This window comes from Bradyrhizobium sp. CCBAU 51627 (genome assembly GCF_028128765.1).
Lineage (GTDB): Bacteria > Pseudomonadota > Alphaproteobacteria > Rhizobiales > Xanthobacteraceae > Bradyrhizobium.
Genome location: NZ_LBJG01000024.1, coordinates 400,726 through 416,016 on the forward strand (window position 1 = coordinate 400,726; position 15,291 = coordinate 416,016).

Annotated in this window: 13 protein-coding genes and 1 pseudogene; 12 read left to right on the forward strand and 2 right to left on the reverse strand. The window is 62.5% G+C overall.

Annotated features, from left to right (window positions below; genetic code table 11):
* Positions 1-18: 18 nt before the first annotated feature.
* Entirely contained in the window at positions 19-468 is a 450-nt protein-coding gene (locus tag XH88_RS16845; RefSeq protein ID WP_271669412.1) for a cupin domain-containing protein, read from the reverse strand.
* Positions 469-607: 139 nt separating this feature from the next.
* On the opposite strand from XH88_RS16845, the gene XH88_RS16850 reads away from it, so the two are divergent.
* The 10 genes and pseudogenes from XH88_RS16850 (at position 608) to XH88_RS16895 (ending at position 12,078) form a co-directional block, all read left to right on the forward strand.
* Positions 608-1,633: an ABC transporter substrate-binding protein gene (locus XH88_RS16850; RefSeq protein WP_271669413.1), complete on the forward strand. Its 1,026-nt coding sequence runs from the start codon at positions 608-610 to the stop codon at positions 1,631-1,633.
* Between the two features lie 29 nt (positions 1,634-1,662).
* Positions 1,663-2,367 carry an NUDIX hydrolase gene (locus XH88_RS16855; RefSeq protein ID WP_271669414.1) on the forward strand — a complete coding sequence of 235 codons (705 nt, stop codon included), beginning with the start codon at positions 1,663-1,665 and terminating at the stop codon, positions 2,365-2,367.
* Between the two features lie 222 nt (positions 2,368-2,589).
* The gene (locus XH88_RS16860; RefSeq protein ID WP_271669415.1) at positions 2,590-3,363 is read left to right on the forward strand and encodes an ABC transporter ATP-binding protein; all 774 of its coding nucleotides are present in this window, start codon (positions 2,590-2,592) and stop codon (positions 3,361-3,363) included.
* Entirely contained in the window at positions 3,363-4,067 is a 705-nt protein-coding gene (locus XH88_RS16865) for an ABC transporter ATP-binding protein (protein WP_271669416.1), read from the forward strand. The genes XH88_RS16860 and XH88_RS16865 overlap by 1 nt, the downstream gene beginning before the upstream one ends.
* A 4-nt stretch (positions 4,068-4,071) precedes the next feature.
* Positions 4,072-4,953 (forward strand): branched-chain amino acid ABC transporter permease, encoded by an 882-nt coding sequence (locus tag XH88_RS16870; RefSeq protein WP_271669417.1) that lies wholly within the window; start codon positions 4,072-4,074, stop codon positions 4,951-4,953.
* On the forward strand, positions 4,950-5,969 hold the full coding sequence (locus XH88_RS16875) for a branched-chain amino acid ABC transporter permease (RefSeq protein WP_271669418.1): 1,020 nt from the start codon (positions 4,950-4,952) through the stop codon (positions 5,967-5,969). Before XH88_RS16870 ends, XH88_RS16875 begins: the two co-directional genes overlap by 4 nt.
* On the forward strand, positions 5,929-6,888 hold the full coding sequence (locus XH88_RS16880; protein WP_271669419.1) for a polyphosphate kinase 2 family protein: 960 nt from the start codon (positions 5,929-5,931) through the stop codon (positions 6,886-6,888). Before XH88_RS16875 ends, XH88_RS16880 begins: the two co-directional genes overlap by 41 nt.
* Positions 6,889-7,447: 559 nt before the next feature.
* Complete coding sequence (locus XH88_RS16885) at positions 7,448-9,778, forward strand: mechanosensitive ion channel domain-containing protein (RefSeq protein ID WP_271669420.1); 2,331 nt, start codon at positions 7,448-7,450, stop codon at positions 9,776-9,778.
* A 12-nt stretch (positions 9,779-9,790) separates the two neighbouring features.
* A pseudogene (locus XH88_RS16890) lies at positions 9,791-10,159 on the forward strand (tripartite tricarboxylate transporter substrate-binding protein); the annotation flags it as partial.
* Between the two features lie 266 nt (positions 10,160-10,425).
* Entirely contained in the window at positions 10,426-12,078 is a 1,653-nt protein-coding gene (locus XH88_RS16895; protein WP_271669421.1) for an NAD-dependent malic enzyme, read from the forward strand.
* A 229-nt stretch (positions 12,079-12,307) separates the two neighbouring features.
* Here XH88_RS16895 and XH88_RS16900 read toward each other — a convergent pair whose 3' ends face one another.
* A complete protein-coding gene (locus XH88_RS16900; RefSeq protein WP_271669422.1) occupies positions 12,308-12,754 on the reverse strand; it encodes a cupin domain-containing protein in 447 nt (148 codons plus the stop codon).
* A 121-nt stretch (positions 12,755-12,875) separates the two neighbouring features.
* Here XH88_RS16900 and XH88_RS16905 point away from each other — a divergent pair, with 121 nt between their 5' ends.
* The gene (locus XH88_RS16905) at positions 12,876-14,411 is read left to right on the forward strand and encodes a winged helix-turn-helix domain-containing tetratricopeptide repeat protein (protein ID WP_271669423.1); all 1,536 of its coding nucleotides are present in this window, start codon (positions 12,876-12,878) and stop codon (positions 14,409-14,411) included.
* A 166-nt stretch (positions 14,412-14,577) separates the two neighbouring features.
* A complete protein-coding gene (locus XH88_RS16910) occupies positions 14,578-14,970 on the forward strand; it encodes a BlaI/MecI/CopY family transcriptional regulator (protein WP_271669424.1) in 393 nt (130 codons plus the stop codon).
* Positions 14,971-15,291 lie beyond the last annotated feature (321 nt).

The following is a 15,291-nucleotide window of genomic DNA, read 5'->3' on the forward strand; positions in this document are numbered from 1 at the left end:
TGCCCTGATCGCTTGATCTCAATCCAGCAGCTTGACGTCGTCCGGTGCCTGGGGCGGCGTCTTGATCGCGATCGCCTTGACCAGCCCGCTGATCGGCTTGGTGCCGCCGTGCGGCGTGCCCTTCGGAATGATGACGAGGTCGCCGGGCTTCACAGTCACTTGCTTGTCGCCGAGCCAGATCGTGCCGGTGCCGTCCAGGATGTACTGGATCTCGTTGGTGTTGGGATGCGAATGCTTCGGCACATTGCCGACCTGGATCGAGACGGTGGCGCCGTCGGCGGTCATGAAAGTCTTGGAGCGGTAGCCGACCTTGTTGGCGGGGCCGAGCGCGTCGCCTTCCATTTCGCCGGTATGGATGATCTGAGCGGTGCTGCTTTCGGCGGCCAGCGCCGGTCCGAACAGATAGGTCGCGCCGCATCCGGCGACAAAAGCGGCTGTCATCGACAGCCCGGCTGCAAGGCGATTCATGGACGATCCTCCCCGTCAGGAATTGTTGTTGTCCACCCATGCTATTGCTCCGAAAGGCCAATGGCCAGTGCCCCTTAAGCCGTGCTTCTCAAGCCAGTCCCGCTGCTCTATGGTGCCGCCAGCCGAACGGAGGAAACTAATGAAGAACACGATTGCCAGGCTCGCTGGCGCGCTGCTCGCACTGGCGCTCAGCACCTCGCTTGCCACGGCGCAAAGCAAGGTGACCATTGCGGTGGGAGGCGGCGCCTGCCTGTGCTATTTGCCGACAGTGCTGGCCAAGCAGCTTGGCGAGTACGAGAAGGCTGGCCTCAATGTCGATCTGGTTGACCTCAAGGGCGGTTCGGACGCGCTCAAGGCCGTGCTCGGCGGCAGCGCCGACGTGGTCTCAGGCTATTTCGACCATTGCGTCAATCTGGCCGCGAAGAAGCAGGAGCTGCAGGCCTTCGTGGTCTACGACCGCTATCCCGGCCTCGTGCTGGTGGTTGCACCCTCGCATACAGGTGACATCAAGTCGATCAAGGATCTGGCCGGCAAGAAGGTCGGCGTTAGTGCGCCGGGCTCTTCCACCGATTTCTTTCTGAAATATCTCCTGAAGAAGAACGGGCTCGATCCCGCCGGCACCGCCGTGATCGGCGTCGGCCTCGGCGCCACGGCGGTGGCCGCGATGGAGCAGGGGCAGATCGATGCCGCGGTGATGCTCGATCCCTCCGTCACCGTGCTTCAGGGCAGCCACAAGGATCTGCGCATCCTCAGCGACACCCGCACGCAAAAGGACACGCTCGAGACCTTCGGCGGCGAATATCCTGGCGGTGCGCTGTACTCGACTGTAGCCTGGATCAACGGACACGAGAAGGAAACGCAGGCGCTGACCAACGCGATGCTCGCCACGATCGCCTGGATCCATTCGCACTCACCCGAGGAGATCATGGCGAAGATGCCCGACGAGATGGTCGGCAAGAACAAGGACCTCTATCTCGCGGCGCTGAAGAACACGATCCCGATGTTCTCCGAGACCGGCAAGATGGATCCGAAGGGCGCGGACGCCGTGCTCGCCGTGTTCAGTATCGGCTCACCCGAGGTGGCCAACGCCAAGATCGACGTCAGCAAGACTTTCACCAATAAGTTCGTCGAACAGGCCAGGAAGCCCACGGGGAGCGCCAAATAGTTGGCGCGGAGGCTTGGTAGTCAGTCGTCATGACCTCATCGAGCATTCATCGCGTCACGACGCTTGACCTTGCCGTACGCCCCGTCGTCTGGCCCTTTGCCGAGGAGCGGCGCGCTGAGATCGCCGCGCATTTCGCCGAGCAACAGCGCGCGCGGCCGAAGCTCTGGAACGGCCGTGTTCTGCTCGGGCGCGATGCCGCCTTCACGGACGGTCGTCTCGCTGCCACCTATTTCGAGACGGATTTCGCCAGCTTCCTGGCTTGGCGCGACTGGGGCTTTCCCGATCCGGCCGTGTTCAACGGTTTCGGCATGGGAGCGCTACGCGCTTCCGATGGCGCCTTCGTGATGGGCGAGATGGCGCATCACACAGCCAATTCAGGGCGCATTTATTTCCCGTCGGGCACGCCCGACCTGGACGACGTCAAGGACGGTACGCTCGATATCCCCGGCAGTGTCGTGCGCGAGATCGGCGAGGAGACTGGCCTGTCGCCAGCCGATTATTCGGCCGAGACGGACTGGCACTGTGTCGTCACCAGCCATTCGATAGCAATGATGCAGATCCTGAACCTGGATATGCCCGGCGAGGCAGTTCGCGCGAGGATAGAGGCCAATCTGGCTGATCAGGACGAGCCGGAACTCTCGGCGATCCATCTCGTTCGCAGAATGGATGATCTCACGCCGACCATGCCGCGATTTGTCACGGCCTTCGTCGCGCAGCAGTTCGCCTCGCGCTGACGCGCAAGGCTTGACATCGCGCGGTCCAGCCCATGTGATGGGTGGAAAGAAAAGCAAAAAAACTGCAATGCACAATCGTCCGGGGAGGTTCAAATGCGCCTGCGCATGGCTGCCCACTTGGTATGCGGGCTGTTGATCGCGATTGCAGCGATACGTTCGGCCGCTTGGGTGTGGCGCGAGTCCATCCTGTCACCCGAGGAAGGCAGCTAGCGGAGCGGGGCGGTGCTGGAGGTCAGCGGGCTGGTGAAACGGTTCGGCGGCGGCTTCACTGCCGTCAACAACGTCTCGTTCACCGTCAATCAAGGCGAGATCCTCGGCCTGATCGGCCCCAACGGATCGGGCAAGAGCACGATCTTCAACATGCTCTCCGGCACGCTTTCGCCGAGCGGCGGCTCGATCATGCTCGATGGTTCCGAGATTGCGGGGCTGGCGCCGCACCGGATCATCAACCGCGGCATCGGCCGCACCTTTCAGATTCCGCGGCCGTTCCGCCGGTTGACCATTTTCGAGAACGTCGCGCTCGCCGGCTTCTATGGTCAGGGTCGCCATAGCCGAATCAGGGCCGAGGAGGCGGCCGAGCGCGCGCTTGCGATGGTCGGCCTGCCGACTGATCGCCACGCCAACGTGGACGGCTTGGGCGCCGCCGGCTTGAAGAAGCTCGAACTTGCGAAGGCGCTCGCCACCGCGCCAAAGCTGCTGCTCGCCGACGAAAGCCTCGGCGGTCTCGACGAGGCCGAGATGGACCAGGCTGCGGACATGCTGCGCAACATCCGCGACGAACTCGGCATCACCATCATCTGGGTCGAGCACATCATGGGCGTGTTGATGCGCGTCGTCGACCGCGTCATGGTGCTCGACCATGGCGAGAAGATCTCGGAAGGATTGCCGAGCGCCGTCGCCGCCGATCCGCGCGTGATCGAGGTCTATCTCGGCACCGATGCCGAGACCACGCAGGCTGCGGCCGCCGAAGCGCGCCGCCGCGCGGGAGGCCAATGATGCTGGAGCTTCGCGGCGTCAATGCCGGTTACGGCACCTTCCAGGCGCTGTTCGACGTCGATCTCGACGTCAAGGCCGGTGAGGCCGTCGGCGTCATCGGGCCGAACGGCGCCGGCAAGACCACCTTGATGCGGGTCATCTCCGGCCTGATCCGTCCTTCGCGCGGATCGATCCGGATGGAAGGCGCCGACGTCCTGGCGACGCCAGCGCATAAGATCGTCAGCCTCGGGATCGCGCATGTACCGGAGAACCGACGACTGTTTCCGCAGCTCTCGGTCGACGACAATCTCAAAATGGGTGCATTCATGAAGGAGGCGCGCGCTCATTATGCCGAGCGGCTGGAGGTCGTGTTCGACCTGTTTCCGCGGCTGAAGGAACGCCGCCATCAGATGGCCGGCACCATGTCGGGCGGAGAGCAGCAGATGTGCGCGATCGGCCGCGCACTGATGTCCAATCCCAAGCTGCTCCTGCTCGACGAGCCCTCGGCGGGTCTGGCGCCGGTGGTGGTGCAGCAGGTGTTCGAGCTCGTGAAGCGGATTCGCGCCAGGGGGCTGACGGTGCTGATCGTCGAGCAGAACGTGCAGCAGGTGCTGCGCGTGGTTGACCGCGCCTATCTGATCGAGGCCGGAACGATCCGTGCCTCAGGCACCTCGGCCGAGATGCTCGCGAGCGACACGGTCAAGGAAGCTTATCTCGGGGTGTGAGTGGATGCAGGCGTTCCTGGACATTTTCGACATCTATCTGCTGGAGGCCGTCATCAACGGCATCCTGCTCGGCGGCGTCCTGGCGCTGCTCGCGCTCGGGCTGAACCTGATATTCGGCGTCATCGACGTGACCTGGATCTGCTACGCCGAGCTCGTCATGATCGGCATGTACGCGATGTATTTCTTGGTCCAGTATTACGGCATCAGCTATTTCATCGCGGCGCCGCTGACCATCCTGCTGGTCGCGATCCTCGGCGCCCTCCTGCACTATCTGGTGATCGCGCCGCTGCTCGCCGCACCGCCGGTCAACCAGTTGCTTGCGACCGGCGGGGTGCTGTTCGTATTGCAGAGCTTTGCCACCGTCGCCTTCGGGATTGACTTCCGCAACCTCGGCATTCGCCTGCCGGTGCTCGCCCTTGGTGACATGAACTTCAGTTACGCGCGATTGCTGTCGTTTCTGGCGGCGCTGGTCGGCATGGTTGCGGTCTATCTGTTCATGACCCGGACCTTTACCGGCACTGCGATCCGCGCCATCTCGCAAGACCGGCAGATCATGGCGCTGATGGGCGTCGACACCAAGCGCATCTATCTCATCACCTCAGCCATTGGCGGTGGGCTGGCCGGGCTCGCCGCCTGCCTGCTGGTGCTGCAATATGACGTGCACCCCTTCGTCGGCCTCTCGTTCGGGCCGATCACTTTCCTGATCTGCGTGCTTGGCGGGCTCGGCAATTTCATCGGCGGCTTCATCGCCGCCTTCGTCTTCGCCGAGATCATCTCGCTCGGCGGCCTGTTCTCCGATCTCGAATGGGGCTATGTGCTCGCGTTCGCTTTCTTCATCGTCATGATGTTCATCCGGCCTGCGGGCCTGCTGGCGAGGCGCCGATGACAGGGCGCGGCCGGGTCGTCGCTTCGGGAGCAGGACTGGCGGCACTCGTCGCGCTGCCGTTCGTCTATCGCGATCCCTATCATCTGCACATCCTGGTGCTGATCCTGATCTGGTCGTTCGCCTACACATCGTGGTCGATGATGGGGCGGTTCGGCCTGGTCTCGCTCGGCCATGGCGGCTTCATGGGGATCGGCGCCTATGTCACGGCATTAATGTGGAACCATCTCGGTCTGTCGCCGTGGGTCGGGATTCCTGTCAGCATGGTCGCAGCCGGTGCGCTCGCATTGATCGTCGGCTATCCCTGTTTTCGCTTCCGTATCACCGGGCACTATTTCGTGCTGGTGACGCTGGCGCTGTCTGGCATCGTGCTCCAGGTCATCACGGCGACACGCGACTACACCGGCGGCTCGCTGGGCTACACGCCGAACCGCGCCTCCGGCAACAAGCTTCTGGCTCTCCAATTCGACGACAAGACCACCTGGTATCTGATCGCGCTCGGGGTCTGGCTCGTCGGCATCGTCGTCTGGCACCTGATCGATCGCGGCATGAGCCGCTACGCGCTGGAGGCGATCTCTGAGGACGAGGACGCTGCGGCAGCCGCCGGCGTCAACGTCACCGCGGAGAAACTCAAGATCACCCTGATCAGCGCCGTGATGACGGCGCTGGCGGGTGCGATCTATTGCCAGTACCAGATGTTCATCACGCCCGACACGGTCAGCGGCATTGCGGTGTCGCTCCAGATGGTGTTCGCGGCCATCGTCGGCGGCCTGTTCGTCTCGCTCGGTCCGACCGTCGGTGCCGTCATCACCATCCTGCTCGCGGAAACCTTGCGCATCGGCTTCGGCACCAACGCGGTCGGCTGGGACAATCTCGTTTACGGCGTGCTGCTGGTGCTTTTCATCATATTCCTTCCCAAGGGCATCCTTGGTAGCCTGCTCGACCGATTGAAGCCGCAACGCAAGGTGTCCCGCGCTCATGAGCAAAAAGCCGTCCAAATCGCTCGCCCAGGAGCTTGACCGCTACATCACGCCATTTCGGCACGATGGAGCCGGCAAGTTTCACCTGAAGGACTACAAGACCAACGAGAGGGGCGATCTGGACAAGGAGACGGCGCAGGAGATTCTCGACGCCAACAAGAAGCGCCTGATCACGTTTCAGGAGAAGCTCTACGCTCAGGACCGCTGGTCGCTCCTGATCGTCTTCCAGGCGATGGATGCCGCCGGCAAGGACAGTGCGATCAAGGCGATTTTCGAGGGGATCAACCCGCAGGGCTGCGAAGTCATGGCCTTCAAGGCACCGAGCAGCAAGGAACTCGACCACGACTTCCTCTGGCGCCATGTCGTCGCGCTGCCGGAGCGCGGCCGGATCGGCATCTTCAATCGCTCCCATTACGAGGAATGCCTGGTGACGCGCGTGCACCCGGAGATCCTCGCCAAGGAGAAGCTGCCGCCAAGGCTGGTCACCAAGAACATCTGGAAGGAGCGGTTCGAGGACATCAGCGCATTCGAGCGCTATCTCTGCCGCAACGGCACCGTGGTGCTGAAGTTCTTCCTCAACGTTTCCAAGGAAGAGCAGCGCCAGCGTTTCCTCGACCGGCTGGAGGAGCCGGCCAAGCAGTGGAAGTTCTCCATGGACGACATCAAGGAGCGCGCCTTGTGGCCGCGCTATCAGGCGGTCTATCAGGACATCGTGCGGCATACTGCTACGCCTCATGCGCCCTGGTATGTCGTGCCGGCCGACCACAAATGGTTCGCCCGCGTCGTGATCGGCTCGGTGATCGTCGCAGCGCTGGAAAAGCTGGACCTGCGCTTTCCGCGCGCGGACAAGGCCTCGCTGGCGGAGTTCGACAACGTGCGCAAGGCACTGGAGCAAGAAGGGCAGGGGAGCAAGAAGCGGGCGAAAGGAAAAACGCGAAAACAACCCCATGCACAGTAGCCGGCGGCAGCAGAATCAACCGCTTGTTCCGACTATTCGGATTTTATGAAATTTGGTTGACGCGTCGGGCAAAACAGAAGCATAATGCCAACATCCGCACGTGTCGTGATGGCGACTGTCGCGGAACAGGCGTGCAAATGTGATGCGGCAGCCCATTGATCCGCGCTTGACAGTTTTGTGTCGGGGGAGGACCATGCGTGCGGTCGCAACCAAGCGACGCGTAACGTCCACTCAAGAGCAAGGGGAGGTCTATGACACCACCTCCGCAAATCCAGCCGCGTTAATTGCGATGGAGCTCGTTCGGACTATCGCATAGCGGCGGAAACCGCGAACGGCACGCCGGGTCAAGGTTTAGAGGGCTGCATCAGTGAGGCAAAGCCCCTACCTGCCCGGCGCTGTGCGTTTGGGACCCCCCAAAGCGGCAAATGCCAAGACATTGTCGTCTGGTCGGCAAACTTCCGACACAGGATCGGGGCGAATAGCGCCGATCCGACATGACGCAGTGCTTCGCGCGGTCACGATTCCGCCGGCGCATTTCATTTACTTTTGGGGAATCCGCGTGTCGCATAAGCTTGCCTCGGCGTTTCTCGCTGTCTTCTTTCTGGCCATTTCGTCATTCTCTTCAGCCCACGCAGAGCCGCCTGCGCCGGTCGCCAACAGCGCTGCCGCGCTCTCGCCTGACGAGGCCAGGCGCGCACTGGAAACGCTTCAGGACGACCAGAAGCGCGCACGGATGATCGACACGCTGCGCGCGATCGCGAATGCGTCGGGTCCGCAGCAGCCTGTGCCCGAACAGAAATCGCCGATCCCGCTGTCGGCTGATGGCCTCGGCGCGCAGCTTTTGCTCACGGTGTCGGAGGAGATCGGCGAAATTTCGCGCGATGTCGCGGACATGGCGCGGACGCTTACGCATTTTTGGGCGTTCTATTACTGGATCGTACGGACCGCCAATGATCCCGAGGCCTCTAATCTCCTGATCGAGATCGCCTGGAAGCTGGCGCTGGTGTTCGGCTGCGCGCTCGCGGCCGAATGGGTTGGCGTCCGCCTGATCCGGCGTCCGGTCGCTTTTCTTGAAGGGCACGTGCCGCAGAGCGCACGGCTGGCGGCGCGGACGCTGCCCATTGCCGATCCGCCGCCCTCGGTCGTGGATGTCACCCCCGAGCCTGAATTGCACAAGCACCGGCACAGTCTCGCGCGCGTCTGGCAGCTGTTGCTGCGGCTGCCCTTTGTCCTGGGACGGCTGTTGCTCGAGCTGCTCCCGGTCATCGTTTTCGTCGGTCTCGCGACCGCTTTGCTCGGCACGGAAATCGGCGAGCCCGCCACGGTTCGTCTCGTCATCCTCGCGGTGGTCAACGCCTATGCATTCTCTCGCGGGCTCATTTGCGTGGTCCGTGCGCTGGCCGGGCCGTTCGGCTTGTTTCCGGTGCGCGCCGAGACGGCCGCTTATATCGAGATCTGGGCGCGCCGCATCGTCGGCGTCGCCGTATCAGGCATCGCCTTTGCCAATGTGGCGCTGCTGCTCGGCCTGCATCGCGCCGGTTACGCTGCGCTGGTGCGCATGGTGATGCTGGTGGTGCATTTGTTCGTCGTCGTCATCATCCTGCAATGCCGCCGCCAGGTCGCCGATGCCATCCGCGCGCCGGCGGAACGGCAGGGCATGGCCGCGCGCCTGCGCAACCGCATTGCCGGTGGCTGGCATTATCTGGCCATCGCGCTCGATCTGGCGCTGTGGGCGGTCTGGGCGCTGAACATCCATAACGGCTACTCGCTGCTGTTGCAGTATTTCGTCGGCACCATCGCGGTCGTCCTGATCACGCGGGTGGTCATCATGGTGACGCTGAGCCTGATCGACCGCGGCTTCCGGATCCAGCCGGAGATCCTCCAGCGCTTTCCGGGACTGGAGGTCCGCGCCAATCGCTATCTGCCGCTGCTGCGCAAGATCGTCTCCTCAGTGATCGCGTTCATCGGCTTCGTTGCCGTGCTCGAGGTCTGGGGCATCGACGCCATTGTGTGGTTCTATGGTGGTCAGATCGGCAGCCGCCTGCTTTCGGCCGTGGCGACGATCGGCGTCGCCGCGGTGATCGCTGCTGCAATCTGGGAGGCCAGCAATGCGCTGCTGGACCGGCAGATCAATACGCTGTCGCGCGATGGACATTATGCCCGGGCGGCACGCCTGCGCACCTTCCAGCCGATGCTGCGAACCGCGCTGCTGTGCCTGATCGCCACCGTGGTCGGCCTCACGGCGCTGAGCGAGATCGGTGTCAATGTCGCGCCGCTGCTCGCAGGTGCCGGCATCGTCGGCATCGCCATCGGCTTCGGCTCGCAGAAGCTGGTGCAGGATCTCATCACCGGTCTGTTCCTGCTGCTGGAGAACACGGTCCAGGTCGGCGACACCGTCAGCGTGTCGGGGCTGTCAGGTGTGGTCGAGAACGTCTCGATCCGCACCATCCGCCTGCGCGCCGGGGACGGCGCCGTGCACATCGTGCCGTTCAGCGCGGTGACGACCATCACCAATGCCAGCCGCGGCGCCGGCAATGCGTCGGTGAGTGTCAATGTCGCCTACAAGGAAGATACCGACCGCGCCGGCCAGATCCTCAAGGAGATCGTCGAGGAGATGCGCCGCGAGACGGAATTCCGCCCGCTGATCCGCGGCGATCTCGAGCTCTGGGGCATCGACAAGGTCGACGGTGCGATGGTGTCGATCGTCGGCCAGATCCGCTGCACCGAGGCGGGCCGCTGGCCGGTGCAGCGCGAGTTCAACCGCCGCATGAAGCAACGCTTCCAGCAGCACGGCATCGAGGTCGCGTCCGCGACCCAGACCATCTTGTTGCACGTCGCGCCGCCGGCAGATCATGCCGCAAGCCTCACGCCGCGGCGGGCCGCCGGATAGCGGTCCGGTCAACTGCCTTGCCGCGGCGCGGATCCTGCCATCATCGATCTCGTCGCCGGACAGATCGATATCATGACCTCGCCGACGCGCCTTGCGCCCGACATCCCGACCGTTGATGAGGCGGGCCTGCCCGGGCTTTATATTTCCTATTGGCACGGCATCTGGGCACCGAAGAACACGCCGAAGGAGATCGTCACAAAGCTCAATGCGGCGATCGTCTCGGCTCTTGCCGACCCGTTCGTGAAGCAGCGCTTTGCCGAGCTGGGCCAGGAGATTCCGCCGGCGGACCAGCAAGCACCAGCCGCGCTCGGTGCTTTTCAGAAGGCCGAGATCGAGAAATGGTGGCCCGTCGTGAAGGCGGCGGATATCAAGCCGGAATGACGCTGTTGCGGCATATCAATCCCTCATCCTCCCGCGAAGCGGGCGTCTCGAAGGATGCGCCACAGGAGAAATAGGGGCCTTTCATGGTTCGAGATGGCGCTGACGCGCCTCCTCACCATGAGGAGTAAGAGTTAACCTTTTGCCGCGCGCGAAAATCTCGCTGCGGTGCGAGATCACAATCATCCCGCGCCTCGCTCGGTCCTTGATCTCAATTGAGCGGTGGCCGACAATGTTGTGGTTCAATGTGAAGCTTCCTGGGGGAATTCGTGAATAGACCTGCCCGCGTCCTTGCCCAACCGACCTTGTCCGATTCTGCACGTGGCATGACGCTGCTGCGCGATCCCTTGCTCAACAGGGGCACGGCCTTCACCGAGGCGGAGCGCGCCAAGTTCGGCCTGCGCGGTCTGCTGCCGCCTTGCGTGCTGACGATGGAGACGCAAGCTCAGCGCGTGCTGACCAATCTGCGCGCGCTGCCGACCGACCTTGAAAAATACGTCGCTCTGAATGCGTTGCATGACCGCAACGAGGCGCTGTTCTTCCGCGTCGTCGTCGACAATCTCGACGAGATCCAGCCGATTATCTACACGCCGACGGTCGGGCTCGCCTGCCAGAAATACGGCCTGATCTTCCAGCGTCCACGCGGCATGTTCATTTCCTCGCGCGATCGCGGTCAGATCGCCGACATCCTGAAGAACTGGCCTTATCCAGCCAAGCTGATCGTCGTGACGGATGGTGAACGCATTCTCGGCCTCGGCGATCTCGGCGCAAATGGCATGGGCATTCCGGTCGGAAAGCTCTCGCTCTATTCGGCCTGCGCCGGTGTGCATCCCGAACAGTGCCTGCCTATCGTGCTCGACGTCGGCACCAACAACGAAGAGCTGCTGAGCGATCCCTATTATCTCGGCCTGCGCGAGCGACGCCTCACCGGGGACGCTTATGACAGCTTCGTCGACGAATTCATGACCGCCGCGCGAAAGACCTTTCCCGGCGTGCTGATCCAGTTCGAGGATTTCGCCAATCATTCCGCGTTCAAGCTGCTGCACAAATACCGGGACGAGACTTGCGTCTTCAACGACGACATCCAGGGCACCGCGGCGGTCGCGCTCGCCGGCCTGTTCTCGGCGCTGAAGGTGAGTGGCGGCAAGCTCCGGGACCAGCGCATCCTGTTCCTCGGCGCGGGCGAGGCGGCGACCGGCATCGCCGATCTGGTCGTGTCGGCCATGATGGCGGAGGGCGCGACGGAAGCCGAGGCGCTTCGCCGCAACTGGCTGGTGGATTCCCGCGGCCTGGTCGTCAGCGGCCGCGAGGGACTCTCCGGTCACAAGCTCCGTTATGCGCATACGGACCAGGCTCCGATCGCCGACTTCCTGACCGCGATCAAGACGCTGAAGCCGACGGCGATCATCGGCGTTGCCGCGGTCGGCGGCGCCTTCACGCCTGATGTACTCAAGATGATGGCGGAGCTCAATGAGCGGCCGATCGTGTTCGCCCTGTCCAATCCGACCTCGAAGGCCGAATGCTCGGCAGAGGATGCTTATCGCTACACCGAGGGCCGCGCATTGTTTGCGTGCGGCAGTCCCTATGATCCGGTCAAGCTGGACGGCCGCATCTTCGTGCCGCGCCAGGGCAACAACTCGTACATCTTCCCCGGCGTCGGTCTCGGCGTGATCGCGAGCGGATCGCGGCTCGTGACCGACGAGATGTTCATGGCGGCGGCCCATACGCTGGCCAATTGCGTCGGCAGGGAGGACCTGGATCAGGGCAGCCTCTATCCGGCGCTGCCCCGCATCCGCGAGGTGTCGGTGCGCATTGCGGCTGCCGTCGCGGACGTCGCCTTTCAGCGCGGGCTCGCCGACGGACCTGCGCCCAACGACGTCAAGGCCTTGGTCCAATCGCAAATGTACGAGCCGATGTATTGAGGCTCGCGATTCTGGCGTGGACTCGTAAAGGCGCAGACGTCCGGGCTGGGATCTAAGCAGAAATGTTTGGTCAAGCAGAGCATTGCCGGTTTTGGCCCATCGTGTCGATATCGGAAGGTCCGCTCTTCCGGCGAATAGGGGAAAACCGGACGACATCTCTAATGAAAGCACTCCCGTCGAGCAGCTCGACGGGAGTTGGCACTTTCAAGAACGACGATCGGCCGCCGATTTACGGCACTCTGGCATCCATCTCGGGATACAGAACCACACTTTCCTGTGCAGTGGGTTCGTTGCGTGTACCGATACAGACCGCAGGTTTCTCTCCCCGGTTCACGGCAACATGCAGCACGTTGGCCGGAATGTAGATGTAGTCGCCCGGCCCCACCAACTCGCGATGCTGTAGCTGATCTCCGGTCCATACCTCGAGTTCGCCGTTGAGCAGATAGAGCGCAGTCTCGTGGCGCTCATGCACGTGCGCTTTGGTTCGCGCACTTGCCGGAAGCGTCACGATTCCGAGAAACAGGACCTTCGAGCCGACGGTCTCCGCGCTCACGCCCGGTTCGTAGTCAGATCCCTGTTCCGACCTGTATTTGGCACCTGACCTGACCACGGACGCCTTCTGGGCGGCCCCGACCCGCATGCCTTCTGACCTGGTGATTTCGCTTACCGATGCCATGAAATCCTCCTGTTCGGTGTCATGGAAACAACGAGCACAGGATCGCTGAGCCGCTCACTAAAAGTCTTGAATGGATCGCCGAAAACTTCCGAAATCTTGCGAACTTAGCTAAACTGCGCGAATGTCTACCAAGATCGCCTTTGGTCCGTTCGTCCTCGACGTGGATCGCGGAACGCTTGTCCGTGAAGGCCGTCCAATTGCCCTGAGCAGCAAGGGCCTGCAGCTGTTGCTAACGCTTCTTCGGGCCCCCGGCCAGGTGATATCCAAAGCCGATCTGATGCGGGCCGCCTGGTCAGATGCTGCGGTCGAGGAAAGCAATCTCTCAGTTCAGATTGCAGCGCTTAGGAAACAACTGGGTCCGTCGCCTGATGGAGGGGACTGGATCGCAACGATCCCGCGTGTCGGATATCGGTTCATCGGTAGCATTGCTGCACAAGCTGGCGCCGACGGAGGCAATGCGCCGAAGACCGAGCAGGAGCACCGCCCATCAATCGTGGCATTGCCATTTATCAATCTGGGTGGCGACAAAGAACAGGAGTATCTCGCGGACGGCATTACCGAAGATATCATCACTGCCTTGACGCGCTTTCGGTGGTTCTTCGTGATCGCGCGCAATTCCAGCTTTGCCTACAAAGAGAGATCGGTCGACACAAAGCAGGTCGCACGTGAGCTTGGCGTCCGATACGTACTCGAAGGAAGCATCCGCAAGTCAGGCCCGCGCGTGCGGATTTCCGCGCAGTTGGTCGATGCCACGACGGGCAGTCATATCTGGGCGGAACGATACGACCTCGAATTGACAGAGCTTTTCGCCATTCAGGATGAGATTGCAGAGCGTGTCGCGGGCGCGATCGAACCGGAGCTGCTCAAGACCGAAGGAGTCCAGGCCGCGGCTCGTCACACCGGCAATATGACGGCTTGGCATCTGGTGCGTCGCGGCACCTGGCATTTCCATCAGGTCACCCGCGAGAACCATCTCAGAGCACGGGAACTGTTTCGCGAGGCCTGCAGGCTCGATCCCGAGCTGCCGGAGGCGCATATCTGGCTCGCCCGCGTCAGTGGCGGCGTCGTTCCTTATGGTTGGGCGGAAAATCCTGGCCTTGAGCTGCAGGAGGGGTTGCAGGCCGCGCTCAAGGCTATCTATCTCGATGAGCGCAATCCCTACTCGCACTACGCCTTCGCAATCGTCAGCATCTTCTCAGGACAACTCGAGCAAGCGATCCGAGCAGCTCGCAAGGCCATCGAAATCAGTCCGAGCTTTGCGCTCGGGCATCTCGGTTTGGGAATGGCCCTCCTTTTCAATGGACGCGCGTCAGAGGCGATCTCTCCCCTTGAACACGGGTTGCGACTTAGCCCTTACGATCCGCAAAACTTCGTATGGTTCAATATGCTTGCTTTGGCCCGTCTTTTTGCCGGAAGGCCAGAAGCGGCGCTTGAAGCTGCAATCCGAGCTCTTCAGGTTCGACCGGACTGGTGGACCACCTTGGAGATTCTCGTTTGTTGTTATGCTGAGCTGGATAGATGGGACGAAGCACGCGACTGCGCCAGCAATATGAGGAAAGTCGACAAGCAACCGGGAGATGTCCTGGCCGTTCTAAGGGCGAAGAATCCGAACTGGACAGGGCAAATGAGCGATATTCTGCGAAAAGCTAACGAGTAGCCGCGGCGTGCAGCTGTTGGTCCAGGGCTGCGGGCCAGATTATAAAGTCCGCCCGACTCCCAGGCCTCCCCAACCCAGCGTCATGTCCGATTCAATCGCCGTTGCTCGGCACGGCCTCATGTGCGACGCTCTGTAGCGTTACTAGAACCTCAACAGGTAAGCCGCCATGGACGATCGTTTGCGCGGCCTGGGCGATCTCGAGCACGAGGTCATGCAACTGGTATGGGCCCATGGGCCGGTGACCGCCGAAATCGTGCGCGAGCGGCTGTCGCGGCATCTGAAGGAATCGACGGTGCGCACGGTGCTGCGCCGGCTGGAAGAAAAGGGCTATGCTCGCCACACCGTGGACGGGCGTACCTACGTCTACCATGCCACTGAGGCGCGCGCCCGCGTTGCCGCCAAGGCGGTGCAGCGCATCGTCGACTGGTTCTGCAACGGCTCGATGGAGGAGGTCCTCGTCGGTATGGTGGACACTGCGATGCTCGACCAGCAGCAATTGCGCACGCTGGCCGACCAGGTGGCCAAGGCGAAAAAGGCGAGGGGAGTGAACAAGGGATGATCGTCCTCTGGCTGAGGCGGCGTTACGCTCCTTCGCGCTGGGAGGCGTCGTCTGGATCGGTCTCAGCCTGTTTGTTTCGCGTGCGCAATCCGCACGTCATATGACGGCGTGGATCGTCGCGCTGCTGGCATCGCTGGCGATGCCGTCGTGATGCATTGGCCGACGCCCACCATCGACCGGCGGCCCTTGTCCGTGCCGGGGCCGGACGAGTCCTGGCCGGCCGACATTTCGATGCTGGAGCGGCTACAACCGTCCTTGCCGATCGCGCTGATGTGCGTGTCAGCTGCGACGCCAGCCGACGCAAACGGAGCTCGACTTTCT